Origin of the sequence: Pseudomonas sp. FYR_7 (assembly GCF_043106155.1) — a bacterium.
Taxonomy (GTDB): Bacteria; Pseudomonadota; Gammaproteobacteria; order Pseudomonadales; family Pseudomonadaceae; genus Aquipseudomonas; species Aquipseudomonas parafulva_B.
This window is the reverse complement of record NZ_JBICMI010000018.1, coordinates 64,974-87,214: the sequence shown is the minus strand read 5'-3', so window position 1 is coordinate 87,214 and position 22,241 is coordinate 64,974. Positions and strand designations below refer to the sequence as shown.

Annotated in this window: 18 protein-coding genes; 16 read left to right on the top strand and 2 right to left on the bottom strand. The window is 62.2% G+C overall.

Annotation, left to right across the window (positions count from 1 at the left end):
* Positions 1-23: 23 nt before the first annotated feature.
* Positions 24-2,723, bottom strand: a complete 2,700-nt coding sequence (locus ACF8R3_RS04685) for a [protein-PII] uridylyltransferase (RefSeq protein ID WP_078478987.1) — start codon at positions 2,721-2,723, stop codon at positions 24-26.
* Positions 2,724-2,761: 38 nt separating this feature from the next.
* Positions 2,762-3,544 carry a type I methionyl aminopeptidase gene (gene map, locus ACF8R3_RS04680; RefSeq protein ID WP_028686887.1) on the bottom strand — a complete coding sequence of 261 codons (783 nt, stop codon included), beginning with the start codon at positions 3,542-3,544 and terminating at the stop codon, positions 2,762-2,764.
* A gap of 348 nt (positions 3,545-3,892) precedes the next feature.
* On the opposite strand from map, the gene rpsB reads away from it, so the two are divergent.
* From rpsB to dnaE, 16 genes are all read left to right on the top strand, one after another.
* Positions 3,893-4,630: a 30S ribosomal protein S2 gene (gene rpsB / locus ACF8R3_RS04675; protein WP_003252287.1), complete on the top strand. Its 738-nt coding sequence runs from the start codon at positions 3,893-3,895 to the stop codon at positions 4,628-4,630.
* Between the two features lie 182 nt (positions 4,631-4,812).
* Positions 4,813-5,676, top strand: coding sequence for a translation elongation factor Ts (gene tsf, locus ACF8R3_RS04670; protein WP_058603722.1), 864 nt, complete (start codon positions 4,813-4,815; stop codon positions 5,674-5,676).
* A 180-nt stretch (positions 5,677-5,856) separates the two neighbouring features.
* On the top strand, positions 5,857-6,600 hold the full coding sequence (pyrH, locus tag ACF8R3_RS04665) for a UMP kinase (RefSeq protein ID WP_023534028.1): 744 nt from the start codon (positions 5,857-5,859) through the stop codon (positions 6,598-6,600).
* On the top strand, positions 6,597-7,154 hold the full coding sequence (frr, locus tag ACF8R3_RS04660) for a ribosome recycling factor (protein ID WP_023534036.1): 558 nt from the start codon (positions 6,597-6,599) through the stop codon (positions 7,152-7,154). The genes pyrH and frr overlap by 4 nt, the downstream gene beginning before the upstream one ends.
* 16 nt (positions 7,155-7,170) lie before the next feature.
* On the top strand, positions 7,171-7,926 hold the full coding sequence (gene uppS / locus ACF8R3_RS04655) for a polyprenyl diphosphate synthase (protein WP_027913873.1): 756 nt from the start codon (positions 7,171-7,173) through the stop codon (positions 7,924-7,926).
* On the top strand, positions 7,926-8,741 hold the full coding sequence (locus ACF8R3_RS04650; protein ID WP_058603721.1) for a phosphatidate cytidylyltransferase: 816 nt from the start codon (positions 7,926-7,928) through the stop codon (positions 8,739-8,741). The genes uppS and ACF8R3_RS04650 overlap by 1 nt, the downstream gene beginning before the upstream one ends.
* On the top strand, positions 8,738-9,928 hold the full coding sequence (ispC, locus tag ACF8R3_RS04645; protein ID WP_196125270.1) for a 1-deoxy-D-xylulose-5-phosphate reductoisomerase: 1,191 nt from the start codon (positions 8,738-8,740) through the stop codon (positions 9,926-9,928). The genes ACF8R3_RS04650 and ispC overlap by 4 nt, the downstream gene beginning before the upstream one ends.
* 67 nt (positions 9,929-9,995) lie before the next feature.
* On the top strand, positions 9,996-11,348 hold the full coding sequence (rseP, locus tag ACF8R3_RS04640) for an RIP metalloprotease RseP (RefSeq protein ID WP_145256190.1): 1,353 nt from the start codon (positions 9,996-9,998) through the stop codon (positions 11,346-11,348).
* Between the two features lie 74 nt (positions 11,349-11,422).
* Positions 11,423-13,786 (top strand): outer membrane protein assembly factor BamA, encoded by a 2,364-nt coding sequence (gene bamA, locus ACF8R3_RS04635; RefSeq protein ID WP_196185621.1) that lies wholly within the window; start codon positions 11,423-11,425, stop codon positions 13,784-13,786.
* 44 nt (positions 13,787-13,830) lie between these two features.
* Positions 13,831-14,334, top strand: coding sequence for an OmpH family outer membrane protein (locus ACF8R3_RS04630; RefSeq protein ID WP_023534153.1), 504 nt, complete (start codon positions 13,831-13,833; stop codon positions 14,332-14,334).
* A gap of 1 nt (position 14,335) precedes the next feature.
* Positions 14,336-15,391 (top strand): UDP-3-O-(3-hydroxymyristoyl)glucosamine N-acyltransferase, encoded by a 1,056-nt coding sequence (gene lpxD / locus ACF8R3_RS04625; protein ID WP_023534150.1) that lies wholly within the window; start codon positions 14,336-14,338, stop codon positions 15,389-15,391.
* A gap of 112 nt (positions 15,392-15,503) precedes the next feature.
* Positions 15,504-15,944 (top strand): 3-hydroxyacyl-ACP dehydratase FabZ, encoded by a 441-nt coding sequence (gene fabZ / locus ACF8R3_RS04620; protein WP_023534097.1) that lies wholly within the window; start codon positions 15,504-15,506, stop codon positions 15,942-15,944.
* Positions 15,941-16,717, top strand: a complete 777-nt coding sequence (gene lpxA / locus ACF8R3_RS04615) for an acyl-ACP--UDP-N-acetylglucosamine O-acyltransferase (protein ID WP_027913879.1) — start codon at positions 15,941-15,943, stop codon at positions 16,715-16,717. Before fabZ ends, lpxA begins: the two co-directional genes overlap by 4 nt.
* A gap of 1 nt (position 16,718) precedes the next feature.
* Positions 16,719-17,846, top strand: a complete 1,128-nt coding sequence (gene lpxB, locus ACF8R3_RS04610) for a lipid-A-disaccharide synthase (RefSeq protein ID WP_078478983.1) — start codon at positions 16,719-16,721, stop codon at positions 17,844-17,846.
* Position 17,847: 1 nt separating this feature from the next.
* Positions 17,848-18,471, top strand: coding sequence for a ribonuclease HII (gene rnhB, locus ACF8R3_RS04605; RefSeq protein ID WP_058639515.1), 624 nt, complete (start codon positions 17,848-17,850; stop codon positions 18,469-18,471).
* A 174-nt stretch (positions 18,472-18,645) separates the two neighbouring features.
* Positions 18,646-22,170 (top strand): DNA polymerase III subunit alpha, encoded by a 3,525-nt coding sequence (gene dnaE, locus ACF8R3_RS04600; RefSeq protein ID WP_058639514.1) that lies wholly within the window; start codon positions 18,646-18,648, stop codon positions 22,168-22,170.
* The last annotated feature ends 71 nt before the right edge of the window (positions 22,171-22,241 follow it).

Here is a 22,241-nt window from a genome sequence, read left to right as displayed (position 1 = left end):
GCAAGGTCTCGTCAATCATGTCGTCAAAAGGTCACGCGGGCAGGGCTGGCGCTGGCCTGCCCTGCTTGCAGTTGTTGCACGATGGCTTCCTGCAGGCGGCTGCACAGTTGCGGGTCGGACAGTGGCTGGTTGTCGGCATCGGTGATGAAGAACACGTCCTCCACCCGCTCGCCCAAGGTGGCAATCTTGGCGTTCTGCAACGACAGGTCGAACTCCAGGAAGATGCGCCCCAGCCGCGCCAGCAGGCCCGGCCGGTCGGGCGCGGTGATTTCGAGAATGGTCACCGGGCGCTGGGCGTCGTTGAGGATGGTCACCTGCGGCGGGAAGTCGAAGTGCTTGAGTTGGCGCGGCACCCGACGCTGGATGATCGTGGGGTAGTCCTCGGGGTTGCGCAGGGCCTCGGTCAGGCCGTCGCGAATCTGCCTGACCCGCTGCGGGTTGTCGCCGATCGCACCGCCGTCGTTATCCAGCACGATGTAGGTGTCCAGGGTGAACTGGCTACTGGAGGTGATGATGCGGGCGTCGTGGATGTTCAGGTTCAACTGCGACATGGCCGCCACCGTCACGGCGAAGAAATCGTGCTGGTCAGGGGCATAGATGAAGATCTGGGTCCCGCCTTCGAATTCGCGCTGGGTGGTTTCCTTGATCAACACCAGCGGGCCGCCGTCAGCGGGCTGTTGCAGGATGGCGTCGGTGTGCCAGGCCACGTCGGAGGCGGTGTGCTTGAGGAAGTAATCATCCCCCAGCTGAGACCACAACTGCTCCACGTCATCCGGGTCGGTGCCGTCGCGCACCAGCGTGTCCAGTGCCGAGGACTGGGTCTGGCGGATCTGCTCCTCACGATCCAGCGGGTTTTCAAGCCCACGGCGCAGGGCACGCTTGGTTTCGGTGTACAGCTGGCGCAACAGGCTGGCTCGCCACGAATTCCACAAGGTGGGGTTGGTGGCGTTGATATCCGCCACTGTCAGCACATAGAGGTAGTCCAGCCGCGTTTCGTCCCCTACGTGCAAGGCGAAGTCATTGATCACCTGCGGGTCGGACAAATCCTTGCGCTGGGCGGTGGTGGACATGACCAGGTGGTTCTGTACCAGCCAGGCGATCAACCGGCTGTCCCAGGCAGGGAGTTGGTGGCGCTCGCAGAACTTGAGGGCATCCACCGCGCCGAGCTCGGAATGATCGCCCTGACGGCCCTTGCCAATGTCGTGGTAGAGGCCGGCCAGGTAGATCAGCTCAGGCTTGGGCAAGCGGCCCATGAGCTTGCTGGCCAGCGGGAATTTCTCCGACACCGGCGTGTACTGCAGCTTGCGCAGGTGCTTGATCAGGTTGAGGGTGTGGGCATCGACGGTATAGATGTGGAACAGGTCATGCTGCATCTGCCCGACGATCAGCCCGAACTCCGGCAGGTAGCGCCCGAGGATGCCGTACCGGTTCATGCGCCGCAGGTTGCGATGAATACCGATTTCACACTTGAACAGCTCGATGAACAAACTGGTGTTGCGGATATCGTTGCGGAAGGTGTCGTCGATCAGGTGCCGATGCTCGCGCAGCAGGCGTACCGTATCGGCACGCACGCCCTTGATTTCCGGGTGCTGGGCCATCAGCACGAACATTTCCAGCATGGCGAACGGCGTGCGCTTGAACACGTTCGGGCGCACGGCCTCGATGTAGCCGTCATGCAGGCGGAAGCGTGCATTGAGCGGTTGGGTGGTGCCGCTGTCGTCGTCGGCGAGAATGACTTCCTCAAAATGCTGGATGATCAGGTCGCACAATTGACTGATGCTCATCACCACCCGGTAGTACTGCTGCATGAACTGCTCAATGGCACGCTTGGGGTTTTCGTCGCTGTAGCCCAGCAGGGCGGCGATGCTGCGCTGGTGGTCGAACAGCAGGCGGTCCTCGGCACGGCCGGCGAGCATGTGCAGGGCGTAACGCACCCGCCACAGGAAGTCCTGGGAGGAGGCCAGGAGCGCGTTCTCGCTTTCCAGCAGGAAGCCTTCGCCGGCCAGGGCATGCAGGTTCAGGGTGCCGTACTGGCGGCGCGCCACCCACAGCACGGTCTGGATGTCCCGCAGCCCGCCAGGCGAACCCTTGACGTTGGGCTCGAGGTTGTACTCGGTGTCGTTGTACTTGTGGTGACGCGCCTGCAGCTCGGCGCGCTTGGCCAGGAAGAACTCGCGGCTCGGCCACATGTGCGCCGTGCTGGTGACCTCGAGCATGCGCTGGCGCAGGGCTTCCGGGCCGGCGATGGTGCGGCTCTCCATCATGTTGGTGATGATGGTGAGGTCGGCGCGGGCCTGTTCGGCACACTCGTCGACGGTGCGCACGCTCTGGCCGACCTCCAGGCCGATGTCCCACAGCAGGGTCAGAAAGCGCTCGATGGCGTCGCGATACCGCTCATGCTCGGCATCACCCAGCAGGATGAGCAGGTCGATGTCCGAGTGCGGGTGAAGCTCACCACGCCCGTAGCCGCCGACCGCCACCAGGGAAATGCCGTCCTGCGCGCCCCAGTCGAACTGGTTCCAGGCCTGCTGCAGGACGTTGTCCACCAGCCAGGCCCGGGCCTGGATCAGTGGGCGGATGGCGTGGCCTGCGCGAAAGCGTCTGTCCAGCACCTCGCCCGCCTGGCGAATGGCCTTCTTGAAGGCGGGTATGGGGCTGGCCTTGAGGGCCAGTTCCGCCTGGAACTGACCACGGTCGAACAGTTCGGGGTCGAGCTGGGGCATGGGGTCAGGTTCCTGTCATCGAAGGCTGCTAGGGTGGCTCAGGCCGAAGTGCGGGCGATGGTGTCGTCCTTGCGCAGGGTGAAGATCTCGTACCCGGTCGCCGTGACCACCAGGGTATGCTCCCACTGCGCCGAGAGCTTGCGGTCCTTGGTGATCGCGGTCCAGCCATCGCCCAGCACCTTGGTGTCGGCCTTGCCCTGGTTGATCATCGGCTCGATGGTGAAGGTCATGCCTTCCTTGAGTTCCATGCCAGTGCCGGCGCGGCCGTAATGGAGGATCTGCGGCTCTTCGTGGAACACCTTGCCGATGCCATGACCGCAGAACTCGCGCACCACCGAGAAGCCGTTCTTCTCGGCGTGCTTCTGGATGACTTCGCCGATGTCGCCCAGGCGGCAGCCCGGCTTGACCAGCTCGATGGCCTTGTATAGGCATTCCTGGGTGACCTGGGACAGGCGCTCGGCCCATACCGGCACGGTGCCGACGTGGAACATGCGGCTGGTGTCGCCGTGGTAGCCGTCCTTGATCACCGTGATGTCGATGTTCAGGGTATCGCCATTTTTCAGGGGCTTGTCATTGGGGATACCGTGACAGACCACGTGGTTGATGGACGTGCAGATGGACTTGGGGTAGCCCTTGTAGTTGAGCGGCGCCGGGATGGCCTGCTGGACATTGACGATGTAGTCGTGGCACAGGCGATCGAGCTCTTCGGTGGTGACACCGGGCTTGACATGCTCCTCGATCATTTCCAGCACGTCGGCTGCCAGGCGGCCGGCGATGCGCATCTTCTCGATGTCTTCTGCAGTCTTGATGGTGACGGTCATTACAGGCTCTCTACTCGGCGCCGCAGACGGCGCGTTCAAATCGGGAAAGGCGTCATTCTATCAGAGGTGCGGGCTCGTAGCGGCACGCTGCCCTTGCAAAGGCATCCCTCCAACCGCCCTGGCCGTGCGCTGGCGCCCATGCCCTGCCGTCCGGCGATTGGGGGGTGAGTTTCGTGTTTTGTTTACGCGCAGCCTGTGGTATAACATGCGCCGCTTTCGGAGCCAGCTCCGTCTGCATCCAAACCCACACACGTGTCGACACGATGGCCTGGGTGCCCCGAGCTTCAGGGTTCGCGGGTTGGTCATTGGGATACGTGGAGGCCCAACCCGACTTATCAAGGAACTATCATGTCCCAAGTCAACATGCGCGATATGCTGAAGGCCGGTGTGCACTTCGGCCACCAGACCCGTTACTGGAACCCGAAAATGGGCAAGTACATTTTCGGTGCGCGCAACAAGATCCACATCGTCAACCTGGAAAAAACCCTGCCGATGTTCAACGACGCTCTGTCGTTCGTAGAGCGCCTGGCCCAGGGCAAGAACAAGATCCTGTTCGTCGGCACCAAGCGTTCCGCCGGCAAGATCGTCGCCGAGCAAGCTGCTCGCTGCGGTTCGCCGTACGTTGACCACCGTTGGTTGGGCGGCATGCTGACCAACTACAAGACCATCCGTGCTTCGATCAAGCGTCTGCGCGACCTGGAAACTCAGGCCGAAGATGGCACCTTTGCCAAGCTGACCAAGAAAGAAGCCCTGATGCGCTCCCGCGATCTGGAAAAACTGGACCGCAGCCTGGGCGGCATCAAGGACATGGGCGGTCTGCCTGACGCTCTGTTCGTCATCGACGTTGATCACGAGCGCATCGCGATCACCGAAGCCAACAAACTGGGTATCCCGGTCATTGGTGTTGTCGATACCAACAGCAGCCCGGAAGGTGTTGACTACATCATCCCAGGTAACGATGACGCCATTCGCGCTATCGAGCTGTACATGACTTCCATGGCTGACGCTGTCATCCGTGGCCGCAACAATGTTGCTGGCGGCACCGAAGTCTACGCTGAAGAAGCGGCTGCACCTGCTGCCGAGTAATAGACGCTAGCGTCGACTTGGCACGCGAAAAGGGGGCTATGCCCCCTTTTTGCCACCTTGAAATCCTGCTGTCGACAGCCGTCCCTTCCATGGGCATGCAGGCACAGACAGCGGATTAGCAGAATTGAACGCCCGTCACAAACGGGTGGAATGGTTGAAAAACTTTCCAAGAGGATTTTGAAATGGCAGCAATTACTGCAGCGCTGGTCAAAGAACTGCGCGAGCGTACCGGCGAAGGCATGATGGATTGCAAGAAAGCCCTGGAAAAGGCTGGCGGCGACATCGAAAAAGCCATTGACGACATGCGTGCCTCGGGCGCCATCAAGGCCGCCAAGAAGGCTGGCAACGTGGCTGCCGAAGGCGCGATCGCCGTCAAGACCGACGGCAAGGCCGCCGTACTGCTGGAAGTGAACTCGCAGACCGACTTCCTGGCCCTGCAAGACGACTTCAAGAACTTCGTCGCCGAAAGCCTGGAAGAAGCCTTCGCCCAGAAGCTGACCGACGCCGCTCCGCTGATCGCCTCGCGTGAAGCTGCCCGTGAAGCCCTGGTCGCCAAGTGCGGCGAAAACGTCAACATCCGTCGCCTGGTGCGCGTGGAAGGCGACGTAGTCGGCGCCTACCTGCACGGCAACAAGATCGGTGCTGTCGTTGTCCTGAAAGGCGGTGACGTCGAGCTGGCCAAGAACATCGCCATGCACGTTGCAGCGTCCAACCCCGAGTTCCTGGACTCGTCGGAAATCTCCGCCGAAGCCATCGAGCGCGAGAAGGGTGTCTTCCTGCAGCTGAACGCCGACAAGATCGCCGGCAAGCCGGAAAACATCGTTGAAAACATGATCAACGGCCGCATCACCAAGTTCAAGGCTGAAGCCTCGCTCAAAGAGCAGGCGTTCGTCATGAACCCGGAAGTCAAGGTCGGCGAACTGGCCAAGAAAGCCGGTGCTGAAATCGTTTCCTTCACCTACTTCAAGGTTGGCGAAGGCATCGAGAAGCCAGTCGACGACTTCGCTGCTGAAGTTGCCGCACAGGTTGCTGCTGCCAAGCAGTAAGACAGCCCCGTCTGTCGCCCCAAAGAGGCTGCCCGCTCACGCGCGCAGCCTCTTTGTCAAAGCGGCGAGGCGTTTACACAACGCTGCCGCCGCTGGCGCCGAAACGGTGCCACGCTACAGTTAGCAGGCTGCAAACAGCCCGCACGAATTTTCTACAGTACGCCGCAGGAGAGACTCGCAATGGCTCAGCAGGTGAGTGGTCGCCAACCTCGCTATAAACGCATTTTGCTCAAACTTAGCGGCGAGGCCCTGATGGGCTCCGAAGACTTCGGGATCGACCCGAAGGTGCTCGATCGCATGGCCCTGGAAGTCGGGCAGCTGGTCGGTATCGGTGTGCAGGTCGGCCTGGTCATCGGTGGTGGCAACCTGTTCCGAGGGGCCGCACTGAGCGCCGCCGGCATGGATCGCGTCACCGGCGACCACATGGGGATGCTGGCCACCGTGATGAACGCCCTGGCCATGCGCGATGCGCTGGAGCGCTCGAATATCCCGGCACTGGTCATGTCGGCCATCTCCATGGTGGGCGTCACCGATCACTATGACCGTCGCAAAGCGATTCGCCACCTCAACTCCGGGGATGTGGTAATTTTCTCCGCCGGTACCGGCAACCCGTTCTTTACCACCGACTCGGCAGCCTGCCTGCGGGCCATCGAAATCGATGCCGACGTGGTGCTCAAGGCGACCAAGGTCGATGGTGTGTACACTGCCGATCCATTCAAGGACCCGCATGCCGAGAAGTTCGATCGCCTGACCTATGACGAGGTCCTGGATCGTAAGCTCGGCGTGATGGACTTGACCGCAATCTGCCTGTGCCGTGACCACGGCATGCCATTGCGGGTATTCAACATGAACAAGCCAGGCGCCCTGCTGAACATCGTGGTGGGCGGCGCTGAAGGCACTCTGATCGAGGAAGGCCAAGCATGATCAACGACATCAAGAAAGACGCGCAGGAGCGCATGACCAAGTCCATCGAGGCCCTGGGCCGCAACCTGGCGGCCATCCGCACCGGTCGCGCGCACCCAAGCATTCTGGACAGCGTCAAGGTCACTGCCTGGGGTAGCGAGATGCCGCTGAACCAGGTCGCTGCGATCAGCGTCGAGGACGCGCGCACCCTGAAGATCGTCGCTCACGACAAAAACCTGAGCGCTGCCATCGAGAAGGCCATCCTGACCTCCGACCTCGGGCTCAACCCATCGAGCGCCGGCACCACCATCCGTGTGCCGATGCCTGCCCTGACCGAAGAAACCCGCAAGGGCTACACCAAGCAGGCCAGCGGCGTTGCCGAGGACGCCAAGGTCGCCGTGCGCAACGTGCGTCGTGATGCCCTGGCGGACTTGAAGAAGCTGACCAAGGACAAGTCCATCAGCGAAGACGAAGAACGCCGCGCCGCCGATGACATCCAGAAGCTGACGGACAAGTTCGTCGCCGAGGTGGATGCAGCCTTCAAAGCCAAGGAAAAGGACCTGATGGCCGTCTAAGGCCAGGTTTTTTTTAATGGAAAAGACCAAGCCAGCGGTGCCTCCCTCGGTGCCGCGTCACGTCGCGATCATCATGGACGGCAACAACCGCTGGGCGAAACGGCGCTTGTTGCCTGGCGTTGCCGGGCACAAGGCGGGTGTCGATGCCGTGCGTGCAGTCATCGAAGTCTGCGCCGAGGCCGGCGTCGAAGTGCTGACCCTCTTTGCCTTCTCCAGTGAGAACTGGCAACGCCCTGCCGATGAGGTCGGTGCATTGATGGAGTTGTTCTTCTCGGCGTTGCGCCGTGAGGCACGTCGCTTGAACGACAACAACATCAGCCTGCGCATCATCGGCGACCGCTCCCGTTTTCACCCGGAACTGCAGGCTGCCATGCGCGAAGCCGAGGCGCTGACTGCAGGCAATAGCCGCTTCATCCTGCAGATCGCCGCCAACTACGGTGGGCAGTGGGACATCGCCCAGGCCGCGCAGCGGCTGGCGCGTGAAGTCCAGGCTGGCCATTTGCGCCCCGATGACATCACCCCGGGGTTGTTGCAGACGTGCCTTGCGACCGGCGAGCAGCCCTTGCCGGACTTGTGCATCCGTACCGGTGGCGAGCATCGCATCAGCAATTTCCTGTTGTGGCAACTGGCCTACGCCGAGCTGTATTTCTCCGACCTTTACTGGCCGGACTTCAAACACGAAGCCATGCGCAGTGCATTGGCTGATTTCGCTTCGCGCCAGCGCCGCTTTGGTAAGACCAGCGAGCAGGTCGAGGCTGGAGCGCGTGCTTAATGCTTAAACAACGCATCATTACCGCGCTGATCCTTTTGCCGATAGCGCTGGGCGGGTTCTTCCTGCTCGAGGGGGGCAACTTCGCCCTGTTCATCGGCCTGGTGGTTACGCTCGGCGCCTGGGAGTGGGCGCGTTTGGCGGGGTTGATGGCTCAGCCCTTGCGTGTCGCCTATGCCCTGGTCGTCGCTGGGGCATTGATGCTGCTGTACATCCTCCCGGAACTGGCCCCCTGGGTGCTTGGGGCGGCCGTCATCTGGTGGGGGCTGGCCACCTGGCTGGTGCTGACCTACCCGCGCACCAGCGAACTGTGGGCCAGTGCCGCCTGCCGGCTGTTGATCGGCCTGCTGGTGTTGCTGCCGGCCTGGCAAGGCCTGGTGCTGCTCAAGCACTGGCCGCTGGGTAACTGGCTGATCCTGTCGGTCATGGCTTTGGTCTGGGCGGCCGACATCGGTGCGTACTTTTCCGGCAGGGCCTTCGGCAAGCGCAAGCTGGCGCCGCAGGTCAGCCCTGGCAAGAGCTGGGAAGGCGTCTACGGCGGGTTGGCGGTCAGCCTGGTGATCACCCTGGTGGTGGGTATCAGTCGTGACTGGAGCTTCGGTCAGCTACTGCTCGGCCTGGCAGGCGCTGCACTGGTGGTGATGGCCTCGGTGATCGGAGACCTGACCGAAAGCATGTTCAAGCGCCGCTCGGGCATCAAGGACAGCAGCAACCTACTACCCGGCCACGGTGGCGTGCTCGACCGCATCGACAGCCTGACGGCGGCCATTCCATTGTTCGCCGTGCTGTTGTGGGCGGCCGAATGGGGTGTGATGTGAGTCAGGTGCAACGCATTACCGTACTTGGGGCGACCGGCTCCATCGGCCTGAGCACCCTGGACGTGATCGCCCGCCATCCTGAGCGCTATCAGGCCTTCGCCTTGACCGGCTACACGCGCATCGAGGAGCTGTTGGCCCTGTGCGTGCGGCATCGCCCGGCCTATGCCGTGGTGCCGAGCGCTGAGGCGGCGGGGCGCCTGCGTGCGGGCCTGACGGCGGCAGGGTGCGCTACCGAAGTGCTGGAAGGCGAGGCCGGGTTGTGCCAGGTAGCCTGTGCTAGTGAAGTGGATGCGGTCATGGCCGCCATCGTCGGCGCGGCAGGCCTGCGGCCGACCTTGGCGGCCGTACAGGCCGGCAAGAAAGTGCTGCTGGCCAACAAGGAAGCGCTGGTCATGTCCGGCGCCCTGTTCATGGACGCCGTGCGCCAGTCGGGTGCGGTGTTGCTGCCCATCGACAGCGAGCACAACGCCATCTTCCAGTGCATGCCCAGCGACTACGGGCGCGGGTTGAGCGCTGTGGGGGTGCGCCGCATTCTGCTGACGGCCTCGGGTGGGCCGTTCCGTCAGACATCGACCGAGGCCTTGCTGGACGTCACACCTGAACAGGCGTGCGCCCACCCGAACTGGTCGATGGGGCGCAAGATTTCCGTCGACTCGGCGAGCATGATGAACAAGGGCCTGGAGTTGATCGAGGCCTGCTGGCTGTTCGATGCGCCGCCAAGCCTGGTCGAGGTGGTGGTGCACCCGCAAAGCGTGATCCACTCGCTGGTCGATTACGTCGACGGTTCGGTGCTGGCGCAGTTGGGTAATCCGGACATGCGTACCCCCATCGCCAATGCGCTGGCCTGGCCGGAGCGAATCGATTCCGGGGTGGCCCCGCTGGACCTGTTCAGCATTGCTCGCCTGGATTTCGAGGCGCCCGATGAGCAGCGTTTCCCCTGTCTGCGCCTGGCGCGACAGGCGGCGCAGGTGGGCAACAGCGCCCCTGCCGTGCTCAATGCGGCCAACGAAATGGCGGTGCAGACGTTCCTCCAGGGCCGTATCCGCTTCCCGGAGATCGCGAGTATGATCGAACAGGTACTGGACCAGGAGCCCGTGGTGCCGCTGACTTCGCTGGAGGCAGTGTTTGCCGCCGACCAGCGAGCGCGCGAGCTGGCCTGGGCCTGGCTGCACCGCAACGGCCGCTGAGGCTGGCTGGCCCGGTTATCGACAACAGCACCCCCACTGACCCATTGCTCATCATTCGGAGATGGACATGACAGCGCTCTACATGATTATTGGTACGCTCGTCGCCTTGGGTGTGCTGGTCACCTTCCACGAGTTCGGCCACTTCTGGGTGGCGCGTCGCTGTGGCGTGAAAGTGCTGCGTTTCTCGGTGGGCTTCGGTACGCCGCTGGTGCGCTGGCATGATCGTCAGGGTACCGAGTTCGTCATCGCAGCCATTCCGCTGGGCGGCTACGTGAAGATGCTCGACGAGCGCGAAGGCGATGTGCCCCCTGCGCTGGTGGGCCAATCGTTCAATCGCAAGCCGGTCGGCCAGCGCATCGCGATCGTTGCCGCCGGGCCGGTCGCCAACTTCCTGCTGGCCATCTTCTTCTTCTGGGTATTGGCAATGCTTGGCAGCCAGCAGATCCGGCCGGTCATCGGCACCGTCGAGACGGGTAGCCTGGCGGCGGCTGCAGGGCTGACGGCCGGCCAGGAGATCGTCTCGGTGGACGGCAAGCCGACCAACGGCTGGTCGGCAGTCAATCTGCAGTTGGTGCGCCGCCTGGGTGAGAGTGGCACGCTGAACATCGTTGTGCGCGATGAGGGCAGCAGTGCCGAGCAACAGCGCCAGGTGAAACTCGACCAGTGGTTGAAAGGTGCCGATGAGCCTGATCCGATTCGCTCGCTGGGCCTTGAACCCTGGCGCCCGGCCATCGTGCCGGTGCTGGCCGAGATCGATCCCAAGGGGCCGGCCGCGGCTGCAGGCTTGAAAACCGGTGACCGGTTGCTGGGCGTCGGCGGCCAGTCGGTGAGCGAATGGCAGCAGGTGGTCGATAGCGTGCGCGCGCGGCCCGGCGCCCAGGTGGTGGTGCGTCTGGAGCGTGACGGTGCGCCGCTGGACATACCGGTGACGCTGGGCGCGAAGGGCGAAGGTGAGGCCGCTGCAGGCTACCTGGGAGCGGGCGTCAAGGGCGGTCAATGGCCGGCCTCGATGCTGCGCGAAGTCAGCTATGGGCCGGTGGAGGCGGTGGGTGAAGGCCTGTCGCGCACCTGGAACATGAGCGTGCTCACGCTCCAGTCACTGAAGAAAATGCTGTTCGGTGAGCTCTCGGTAAAAAACTTGAGTGGACCGATAACCATTGCTAAAGTGGCGGGCGCTTCAGCCCAGTCCGGCGTGGGGGATTTCCTGAATTTCCTGGCCTACCTGAGCATAAGCCTGGGGGTTCTTAACCTGCTGCCCATCCCGGTACTGGATGGGGGGCACTTGCTGTTCTACCTGGTTGAATGGGCGCGCGGTCGTCCGTTGTCTGATCGGGTACAAGGTTGGGGGGTCCAGATCGGTATCAGTTTGGTCTTGGGGGTGATGCTGCTCGCCCTGATCAACGATCTGGGTCGACTATAAAAGCTTCGCTCAATTGCGAAATCTGTCGTTCATGACGGCAGGTTGTTTATTGCCAGTTGGAATAAAAGGACTTCATGAAACGTCTGTTGCTAACTGCGGTGCTCTCCGCACTGATGATCGCTGAAGTTCACGCCGAGTCCTTCACCATCTCCGATATCCGCGTCAACGGCCTGCAGCGGGTTTCCGCGGGCAGTGTCTTCGGTGCCTTGCCCCTCAATGTGGGCGACCAGGCCGATGACCGGCGCCTGGTGGAGTCGACCCGCTCGCTGTTCAAGACCGGGTTTTTCCAGGACATCGAGCTGAACCGTGATGGCAACGTGCTGATCATCAATGTGGTCGAGCGCCCGTCGGTGTCGAGCATCGAGATCGAAGGCAACAAGGCGATCAGTACCGAAGACCTGATGAAGGGCCTGAAGCAATCGGGCTTGGCCGAAGGCGAGATCTTCCAGCGTGCCACCCTCGAAGGCGTGCGTAACGAGCTGCAGCGCCAGTACGTGGCCCAGGGCCGTTACTCGGCCGAGGTCGACGCCGAGGTGGTGCCGCAGCCGCGCAACCGTGTGGCCCTGAAGATCAAGATCAACGAAGGCACCGTCGCTGCCATCCAGCACATCAACATCGTTGGCAACAACGTGTTCGATGACGACACCCTGGGGCAGCTGTTCGAGCTCAAGACGACTAACTGGTTGTCCTTCTTCAAGAACGACGACAAGTATGCCCGTGAAAAACTGTCCGGTGACCTGGAACGTCTGCGTTCCTACTACCTGGACCGCGGCTACATCAACATGGACATCGCGTCCACCCAGGTGTCCATCACGCCTGACAAGAAGCACGTCTACATCACCGTCAACATCAACGAAGGCGAGAAATACACCGTCCGTGACGTGAAGCTCTCCGGTGACCTCAAGGTGCCGGAAGACCAGATCAAGTCGCTGCTGCTGGTGCAGCCGGGCCAGGTGTTCTCGCGCAAGGTGATGACCAGCACGTCCGAGCTGATCACCCGTCGCCTGGGTAACGAAGGCTATACCTTCGCCAACGTCAACGGCGTGCCTCAGCCAAACGACCAGGATCACACCGTGGACATCATGTTCGTGGTCGATCCGGGCAAGCGTGCCTACGTCAACCGCATCAACTACCGCGGCAACACCAAGACCGAAGACGAAGTGCTGCGCCGCGAAATGCGTCAGATGGAAGGCGGCTGGGCATCGACCTACCTGATCGACCAATCCAAGACCCGCCTTGAGCGCCTGGGCTTTTTCAAGGACGTGAACGTCGAGACCCCACCGGTACCGGGTACCGACGACCAGGTCGACGTGAACTATAGCGTCGAGGAGCAGGCCTCCGGTTCGATCACCGCCAGCGTCGGCTTTGCCCAGAGCGCGGGCCTGATCCTGGGTGGCTCGATCAGCCAGAGCAACTTCCTGGGTACAGGTAACAAGGTGTCCGTTGGCCTGACCCGGTCCGAGTACCAGTCGCGATACAACTTCGGTTTCGTTGATCCCTACTTCACTGCCGATGGCGTGAGCCTGGGTTACAACGCCTTCTACCGCAGCACCGACTATGACGACCTCGACGTCGACGTGGCGAGCTATGCGGTGGACAGCCTGGGTGCCGGTGTGAGCCTGGGTTACCCGATCAGCGAGACGTCGCGCCTGACCTATGGGTTGAGCGTGCAGCAGGACAAGCTGAAGACGGGTAAGTACACCGTCGGTGAGATCTTTGATTTCATTGACAAGGAAGGCAGTAACTTCACCAACTTCAAAGCATCGATTGGTTGGTCCGAGTCGACCTTGAACAAGGGTGTACTGGCGACGCGGGGCCATTCTCAAAGCTTGAGCCTTGAGACCACGATCCCTGGTAGTGACTTGTCGTTCTACAAGCTCGATTACCGCGGCCAGTTGTTCAAGCCACTCAGCCAGAACTACACCTTGCGTCTGCACACAGAACTCGGCTATGGCGATGGCTTTGGGGGTACCTCTGGCTTGCCGTTCTATGAAAACTATTACGCGGGTGGTTTCAACTCTGTTCGCGGTTTCAAGGACAGTAGCCTCGGTCCCCGCAGTACCCCAAGTAAAGGGGTTGGCGAAGTTGGTCACAGACCAGGCACCATCCGCGACCCCGACCAAGACCCGCTTCCATTCGGTGGCAACGTCCTGGTTCAAGGCGGCGTCGAGTTGCTGTTCCCGCTGCCGTTCGTCAAGGACCAGCGGTCCCTGCGTACCTCGGTCTTCTGGGACGTGGGTAACGTATTCGACACCAACTGCGGTAAAAAACCGGACTGCGCTAAGGTCGGTTTCTCCGACATGGCCAGTTCGGTCGGTCTTGGCGTGACGTGGATCACGGCCTTGGGCCCGTTGAGCTTCAGCCTGGCGATGCCGATCAAGAAGCCGGACGAGGCAGACACCCAGGTGTTCCAATTCTCTCTGGGCCAGACCTTCTAAGGTCGGCCCTTGCTTAACGACAACGGTTTATCCAGGAGTTCATCGTGCGCAAGTTGACCCAAATGGCCGTAGTGGCCGCGGCGCTGGTCGCCACCCCGGCTTTCGCCGAAATGAAGGTTGCCGTTCTGAACTATCAGATGGCCCTGCTCGAGTCCGATGCCGCCAAGAAATACGCCGTGGATGCCGAAAAGAAGTTCGGCCCTCAGCTGACCAAGCTCAAGGGCCTGGAGAGCAGCGCCAAGGGCATCCAGGATCGCCTGATCAAAGGCGGCGACAAGATGCAGCAGCAGGAGCGTGAGCGCCTGGAGCTCGAGTTCAAGCAAAAGGCCCGCGACTTCCAGTTCCAGTCCAAGGAGCTGAACGAAGCCAAGGCCGTTGCCGACCGCGACATGCTCAAGCAGCTCAAGCCCAAGCTGGACGGCGCGGTCGAGGAAGTGATCAAGAAGGGCGGTTACGACCTGGTGCTCGAGCGCGGTGCGGTCATTGATGTCAAGCCTCAGTACGACATCACCCGCCAGGTTATCGAGCGTATGAACCAAGCCCGTTGATATGACCGTGACCATGACGCTTGGCCAACTGGCCGAGACCCTCGGGGCCACCCTCAAGGGTCCCGAGACGCTGCAGATCACGGGCCTTGCCACCTTGCAGGAGGCCGGGCCGGGTCAGTTGAGCTTTCTTGCCAACCCGCAGTACCGCAAGTACCTGGACGAGAGCCAGGCGGCTGCCGTGCTGCTCAAGGCGGCCGATGCCGAGGCGTTCGCCGGTCATGCCCTGATCGTTGCCGACCCCTACCTGGCGTATGCCCGCATTTCCCACCTGTTCGACCCCAAACCCAAGGCTGTGGCGGGGATTCACCCCAGCGCCGTGGTGGCCGGGGATGCCCAGGTGGATGCGACGGCCAGTGTCGGGCCTTTCGCGGTCGTTGAAAGCGGTGCGCGTATCGGCGCCCATGTCACCATCGGCGCCCATTGCTTCATCGGTGCCCGCTGCGTGATCGGCGAAGGGGGCTGGCTGGCGCCGCGGGTCACGCTGTATCACGATGTCACCATCGGCAAGCGAGTGGTTATCCAGTCCGGCGCAGTGATCGGTGGTGAAGGCTTTGGCTTTGCCAACGAAAAAGGCGTGTGGCGCAAGATTGCCCAGATTGGCGGTGTGAGCATCGGTGACGATGTGGAAATCGGTGTGAACACGGCCGTGGACCGTGGCGCGCTGTCCGACACCTGTATCGCCGACGGCGTCAAGCTCGACAACCAGATCCAGATTGCCCACAACGTGCAGATCGGGGAGCATACGGCCATGGCTGCGTGCGTGGGCATCTCCGGCAGCACACGTATCGGCAAGCATTGCACCATCGCCGGTGGCGTAGGCATGGTCGGTCATATCGATGTTTGCGACAACGTTTTCGTGTCCGGGATGACCATGGTGACCCGCTCGATCACCGAGCCGGGTGGCTATTCTTCCGGTACTGCCATGCAGCCTCTGGCTGACTGGCGCAAGAGCGCCGCGCGCATCCGCCACCTGGACGACATGGCCAAGCGTCTCCAGCAGCTGGAAAAACGCGTCGATACCGTGACCTCAGGTGGGCAGCCGACATCAGAAGGCTGATACCATTTCCTGAGCAAGAGTGAACAGTCGCTAGCTGGCTCCTCTTTGGATTGCAAAAGGAGCGTGTGGTCAGCACCTGCGCTCCCTATTCTTATACAGGCTTCCCCCCGAAATGATGGACATCAACGAGATTCGCGAATACCTGCCTCACCGTTACCCGTTCCTGCTGGTGGACCGCGTGACGGATCTGGATTACGAGGCCCAGAGCATTCGTGCCTACAAGAATGTCAGCATCAACGAGCCATTCTTCAACGGCCACTTCCCGGCGCACCCCATCATGCCCGGCGTCCTGATCATCGAAGCCATGGCCCAGGCGGCCGGCATTCTCGGTTTCAAGATGCTCGATGCCAAACCTGCCGACGGCACCTTGTACTACTTCGTCGGCTCCGACAAGCTGCGTTTCCGTCAGCCGGTGCTGCCGGGTGACCAGCTGGTGCTGGAAGCGAAGTTCCTGAGCCGCAAGAGCATGATCTGGAAGTTCGAATGCCGTGCCCTGGTCGACGGCAAGGCAGTATGCTCGGCCGAAATCACCTGTGCGGAACGCTCCCTATGAATTCGATTGATCCTCGGGCCATCATCGACCCTTCGGCCAAGCTGGCCGAAGGCGTCGAGGTGGGCCCTTGGTCGATCGTTGGCCCCGATGTCGAAATCGGGGAGGGCACCGTCATCGGCCCACACGTTGTGCTCAAGGGGCCGACCCGGATCGGCAAGCACAACCGTATCTTCCAGTTTTCCTCGATTGGCGAAGACACCCCGGACCTCAAGTACAAGGGTGAGCCGACTCGCCTTGTGATCGGCGATCACAACGTCATCCGTGAAGGCGTCACGATCCATCGTGGTACCGTGCAGGATCGCGCCGAAACCACCGTTGGCGACCATAACCTGATCATGGCCTATGCCCACATTGGCCATGACAGTGTGATCGGCAGCCACTGCATCCTGGTCAACAACACCGCGCTGGCGGGCCATGTGCATGTGGGCGACTGGGCGATCCTATCCGGGTTCACCCTGGTTCACCAGTATTGCCACATCGGTGCCCATGCGTTTTCCGGCATGGGCACGGCCATCGGCAAGGACGTACCCGCGTTCGTCACCGTTTTCGGCAGCCCCGCCGAAGCGCGCAGCATGAACTTTGAAGGCATGCGCCGCCGTGGTTTCAGCGACGAAGTAATCCATGTGCTGCGTCGCTGCTACAAAATCGTCTACCGCCAGGGCCTGACGGTGGAGGATGCATTGCGCGAACTCGAAGCGCCGGCGGCGCAGCATCCGGAGGTCGAGCTGTTCCGCCAGTCGATCGTGAGTTCGGCCCGCGGCATCACTCGCTGACATGGTCCAGCTTTGCGTAGCCCTGGTCGCGGGTGAAGCCAGCGGCGACATTCTCGGTTCCGGCTTGATGCGCGCCTTGAGGGCGCGCCATCCCGATGTGCGCTTCATCGGGGTCGGTGGCCCGCTCATGGAAGCCGAAGGCCTGCAATCCTACTTCCCCATGGAGCGTTTGGCCGTCATGGGGCTGGTCGAGGTGCTTGGTCGCCTGCGTGAATTGCTCAAGCGTCGCAAGCTGCTGGTCCAGACCCTGATCGAGCAGAAGCCGGACGTGTTCATCGGTATCGATGCGCCCGACTTTACCCTGGAGATCGAACTCAAGCTGCGCCAGGCGGGTATCAAGACCGTTCATTACGTCAGCCCATCAGTGTGGGCATGGCGGCAGAAGCGTGTGTTGAAAATCCGTCAGGGCTGTGACCTGATGCTGACACTGTTGCCGTTCGAGGCCCGCTTCTATGAAGAACAGGGCGTGCCGGTGCGATTCGTCGGCCACCCCCTGGCCGATACCATTGCCCTGCAGGCGGATCGACCCGCAGCGCGCGCCGCCCTGGGGCTGGGCGAGGGTCCGGTGGTCGCCCTGATGCCCGGCAGCCGCGGGGGTGAAGTCGGGCGCCTGGGTGCGTTGTTCCTGGATGCAGCGCAACGTTTGCAGCAGCGGGTGCCGGGGGTGCGCTTCGTGCTGCCCTGTGCCAACGCCGCCCGCCGCGCCCAACTGGAGCAGATGCTCGAGGGTCGCGACTTGCCGCTGGCCCTGCTCGATGGCCGTTCGCACGAGGCGCTGGCCGCCTGTGACGCCGTCCTGATTGCATCGGGTACAGCCACCCTGGAAGCGCTGCTGTTCAAGCGGCCCATGGTGGTTGCCTACCGCCTGGCGCCGCTGACCTACTGGATACTCAAGCGGCTGGTCAAAAGCCCCTACGTGTCCTTGCCCAACCTGCTGGCGCGCCGTGCGCTGGTGCCTGAGTTGCTGCAAGACGCCGCGACTAGCGAAGCGCTGGTCGATGCGCTGCTGCCTTTGCTGCGCGACGGCACCGGACAAACCGACTCGTTCGACGAGATTCACCGCACCTTGCGCCGGGATGCCTCCAACCAAGCCGCCGACGCTGTGCTGGCCCTGCTGGAGAAACGCTGACATGCAGTTCGGTCTGGATTTCAATCTGGTCGAAGACCTGGTCGCCGGCGTCGACGAAGTGGGCCGCGGCCCCCTGTGTGGTGACGTGGTGACGGCTGCCGTGATCCTCGACCCGGCACGCCCAATCCTTGGGCTCAACGACTCGAAGAAGCTAACCCAGGCGCGCCGCGAAGCCTTGTTCGACGAAATTTGCGACAAGGCCCTGAGCTTTTTCATTGCCCGCGCCGCGGTCGAGGAAATCGATCGCCTCAACATTCTGCATGCCACCATGTTGGCCATGCAGCGCGCGGTGGAAGGTTTGCACATCACCCCGAACATGGCCTTGATCGACGGCAATCGCTGCCCGCAGCTGTCGGTGCCATCGGCGTCGGTGGTGCAGGGGGACGCCAAAGTGCCTGCGATCGCGGCGGCTTCGATCCTGGCCAAGGTGACGCGTGATCGCGAGATGGGCGCCTTCGAGCTGATCTACCCCGGCTACGGCATAGGTGCGCACAAAGGCTACCCGACGCCGGTGCACCTGGAGGCGCTGGCACGGCTCGGGCCCACACCCATTCATCGTCGATCGTTTGCGCCCGTGCGTGCCGCCTGGGGTGTGCGTGAGGCTGTGACCGCCTCGCTGATCTGATACCCGCCATTGCGCACCTAAGGGGCTTAGGCCCTGCGGGGCCGGGCTGGGCGGCTTACCCTGGCACGTGCTCAGGTAGCCCTACCGTCGCACGGCGGCAACCGACGCCCAAAACCCCTGCCCAATTGAGCTACAATCGCGCCCTTGTCGTTTAGCACTGCTACAGGATCATTCATGTCGGTTTCCTTCGTTCACCTGCGCGTCCACTCCGAATTCTCGCTGGTCGACGGTCTGGTCCGGATCAAACCGCTGGCCAAGGCGCTGGCCGGGATGAACATGCCTGCGGTGGCGATCACTGACCAGAGCAACATGTGCTCACTGGTCAAGTTCTACAAGGCGGCCATGGGGGCGGGCATCAAGCCGATCTGTGGTGCCGACCTGTGGCTGGCCGGCGAAGATGCACAGGCGCCGCTGTCGCGCATCTGCTTCCTGGCCATGAACCCCCAGGGCTATCGTAACCTGACCGAGCTGCTCTCCCGGGGCTGGACCGAGGGCCAGCGCAATGGCCTGGTCATCATCCAGCGCGACTGGATTGCAGCGGCCAGTGAAGGTCTGATCGCGCTGTCGGCGGGCAAGGAAGGCGACATCGGCATGGCGTTGCTGGGGGGGCGCAGCGAGGAGGCGCAAGCGCTGCTGGAGGACTGGATGACCATGTTCCCCGAGCGCTTTTATGTCGAAGTCCAGCGCACCAGTCGCCCCAGGGATGAAGAGTATGTGCATGCCGCCGTGGCCCTGGCCGATCGGCTGGGTGCGCCGCTGGTGGCCACCAACGATGTGCGTTTCATCAAGCAGACCGATTTCGACGCCCACGAGACCCGGGTGTGCATCGGTGAAGGCTGGACACTGGACGATCCGCGTCGCCCGCGCCTGTACAGCGACCAGCAATACCTGAAGTCGGCCGAAGAAATGGCCGAGCTGTTCAGCGACCTGCCGGACGCCCTGGCCAACACCGTCGAAATCGCCAAGCGCTGCAATATCCAGGTGCAACTGGGCAAGTACTTCCTGCCCGACTTCCCGACGCCCAATGGCATGGGGATCGATGATTACCTGCGGCACGTGTCCCACGAAGGGCTGGAAGAACGCCTGGCGGTGCTGTGGCCGAAAGAGACCACGCCCGACTACGAGCAAAAGCGCCAGGTGTACCTGGACCGCCTCAAGTTCGAGCTGGATATCATCATCCAGATGGGTTTCCCCGGCTACTTCCTGATCGTGATGGACTTCATCAAGTGGGCCAAGAACAATGGCGTACCGGTGGGGCCTGGCCGGGGGTCGGGTGCAGGTTCGCTGGTGGCCTATGTGCTCAAGATCACCGACCTCGACCCACTGGCCTACGACCTGCTGTTCGAGCGCTTCCTGAACCCTGAACGGGTGTCCATGCCCGACTTCGACGTCGACTTCTGCATGGACGGTCGGGACCGGGTGATCGACTACGTGGCAGAGGCCTATGGGCGTAATGCCGTGAGCCAGATCATCACCTTCGGCACCATGGCGGCCAAGGCCGTGGTGCGCGACGTGGCGCGCGTGCAAGGCAAGTCCTACGGCCTGGCCGATCGTCTGTCGAAGATGATTCCGTTCGAAGTGGGCATGACCCTGGAGAAGGCCTACGAGCAGGAAGAAGTTCTGCGCGATTTTCTCAAGGGTGACGAAGACGCTCGTGAAATCTGGGACATGGCCCTGAAGCTCGAAGGCGTCACGCGCGGTACCGGCAAACACGCCGGTGGCGTGGTCATCGCGCCGACCAAGCTCACCGATTTCTCGCCCATCGCCTGCGACGAAGAGGGCGGCGGCCTGATCACCCAGTTCGACAAGGACGACGTGGAGGCGGCGGGCCTTGTGAAGTTCGACTTCCTCGGCCTGCGCACCCTGACCATCATCAAGTGGGCGATGGAGATCATCAACCGTGAGCAGGCCAAGAAAGACCTGCCCGACCTGAACATCGACTTCATCCCGCTCGATGATCGCAAGACCTACGAGCTGTTGCAGAAGGCCGAAACCACGGCGGTGTTCCAGCTCGAGTCGCGCGGCATGAAAGAGCTGATCAAGAAGCTCAAGCCCGACTGCCTCGAAGACCTCATCGCCTTGGTGGCATTGTTCCGTCCCGGCCCGCTGCAGTCGGGCATGGTGGACGACTTCATCAACCGCAAGCACGGCCGTGCCGAGCTAGCCTACCCGCATCCGGACTATCAGTACGAAGGCTTGCAGCCGGTGCTGGCGCCGACCTACGGCATCATCCTGTATCAGGAACAGGTGATGCAGATTGCCCAGGTCATGGCCGGGTACACCCTGGGCGGCGCCGACATGCTGCGCCGGGCGATGGGCAAGAAAAAGCCCGAGGAAATGGCCAAGCAGCGCGGCGGCTTCATCGAAGGCTGTGCCAACAATGGAATCGATGAAGATCTTGCAGGTAACATCTTCGACCTGGTAGAGAAGTTCGCAGGCTACGGCTTTAACAAATCTCACTCGGCGGCCTATGGCCTGGTGTCCTATCAGACGGCCTGGCTCAAGACCCACCACCCGGCACCGTTCATGGCGGCGGTGCTGTCGGCGGACATGCACAACACCGACAAGGTGGTGGTGCTGGTCGAGGAAGTGCGCACCATGAAGTTGCGTCTGGATGCGCCAGATGTGAACTTCTCGGACTTCAAGTTCACCGTCAACGACGATGGCCGCATCGTCTATGGCCTTGGCGCGATCAAGGGCGTGGGTGAGGGGCCTGTGGAGGCGATCGTCGAGGCCCGTGCCGAAGGCGGCCCGTTCAAGGACCTGTATGACTTCTGCGAGCGCATCGACCTCAAGCGCGTCAACAAGCGCACCCTCGATGCACTGGTGCGCAGTGGCGCGCTGGACCGGCTCGGCCCGCACTTTCACGACGAGATCAAGGCCTACCACGCCCACATCGACATCAACCGGGCCATCCTGCTGGCCGCACTGGGCGATGCCATCAAGGCGGCCGAACAGACGGCCCGCACGGCCGACAGCGGTCACATCGACCTGTTCGGCGGCATGTTCGACGAACCGGACGCTGACGTGTATGCCAGTTACCGCAAGGCGCGGCCACTGACACTCAAGGAACGGCTCAAGGGCGAGAAGGACACGCTGGGCCTTTACCTCACCGGCCACCCGATCGATGAATACGAGGCTGAAATCCGCCGCTTCGCGCGCCAGCGCATCATTGACCTCAAGCCGTCGCGCGAAACCCAGACCATTGCCGGCATGATCATCGCCCTGCGGGTCATGAAGAACAAAAAGGGCGACAAGATGGGGTTCGTCACCCTGGATGACAGGTCTGGACGTATCGAGGCCTCGCTGTTTGCCGATGCCTACATCACGGCCCAATCACTGCTGCAGAACGATGCGATGGTGGTGGTCGAAGGGGAGGTCAGCAACGACGATTTCTCAGGCGGCCTGCGGCTGCGGGTCAAGCAGGTGATGACCTTGGAGGATGCCCGCACAAAGCTGGCCGAGAGCCTGCGCCTGAAGGTCGCCCACGAGGCGCTCAAGGGCGATCGCCTCAAGTGGCTGGGTGAGCTGATCACCCGTCACCGCGGCGCCTGCCCGATCACGCTGGAATACACCGGCAGCGATGCCAAGGCCATGCTGCAATTTGGCGACCAGTGGGCCATCGATCCCGCAGACGGGCTGATTCAGACCCTGCGTGACCAGTTCGGACGTGAGAACGTCTTTTTGCAATACCGTTGAGCCGCTCAACATTTAATCTCGACCTGAAGGCGCCTGATCCCTTAAGGTATGGCGCCAAACGGATCAACCGG

Excerpts from the sequence above, each read along its gene's own strand:
- ACF8R3_RS04650 (WP_058603721.1), top strand. The coding sequence starts at position 7,926 with ATGCTTAAACAACGCATCATTACCGCGCTGATCCTTTTGCCGATAGCG.
- bamA (WP_196185621.1), top strand. The coding sequence starts at position 11,423 with ATGAAACGTCTGTTGCTAACTGCGGTGCTCTCCGCACTGATGATCGCT.
- pyrH (WP_023534028.1), top strand. The coding sequence starts at position 5,857 with ATGGCTCAGCAGGTGAGTGGTCGCCAACCTCGCTATAAACGCATTTTG.
- rpsB (WP_003252287.1), top strand. The coding sequence starts at position 3,893 with ATGTCCCAAGTCAACATGCGCGATATGCTGAAGGCCGGTGTGCACTTC.
- rnhB (WP_058639515.1), top strand. The coding sequence starts at position 17,848 with ATGCAGTTCGGTCTGGATTTCAATCTGGTCGAAGACCTGGTCGCCGGC.
- dnaE (WP_058639514.1), top strand. The coding sequence starts at position 18,646 with ATGTCGGTTTCCTTCGTTCACCTGCGCGTCCACTCCGAATTCTCGCTG.
- fabZ (WP_023534097.1), top strand. The coding sequence starts at position 15,504 with ATGATGGACATCAACGAGATTCGCGAATACCTGCCTCACCGTTACCCG.
- map (WP_028686887.1), bottom strand. The coding sequence starts at position 3,544 with ATGACCGTCACCATCAAGACTGCAGAAGACATCGAGAAGATGCGCATC.
- lpxD (WP_023534150.1), top strand. The coding sequence starts at position 14,336 with ATGACCGTGACCATGACGCTTGGCCAACTGGCCGAGACCCTCGGGGCC.
- lpxA (WP_027913879.1), top strand. The coding sequence starts at position 15,941 with ATGAATTCGATTGATCCTCGGGCCATCATCGACCCTTCGGCCAAGCTG.
- uppS (WP_027913873.1), top strand. The coding sequence starts at position 7,171 with ATGGAAAAGACCAAGCCAGCGGTGCCTCCCTCGGTGCCGCGTCACGTC.
- lpxB (WP_078478983.1), top strand. The coding sequence starts at position 16,719 with ATGGTCCAGCTTTGCGTAGCCCTGGTCGCGGGTGAAGCCAGCGGCGAC.
- tsf (WP_058603722.1), top strand. The coding sequence starts at position 4,813 with ATGGCAGCAATTACTGCAGCGCTGGTCAAAGAACTGCGCGAGCGTACC.
- frr (WP_023534036.1), top strand. The coding sequence starts at position 6,597 with ATGATCAACGACATCAAGAAAGACGCGCAGGAGCGCATGACCAAGTCC.
- ACF8R3_RS04685 (WP_078478987.1), bottom strand. The coding sequence starts at position 2,723 with ATGCCCCAGCTCGACCCCGAACTGTTCGACCGTGGTCAGTTCCAGGCG.
- rseP (WP_145256190.1), top strand. The coding sequence starts at position 9,996 with ATGACAGCGCTCTACATGATTATTGGTACGCTCGTCGCCTTGGGTGTG.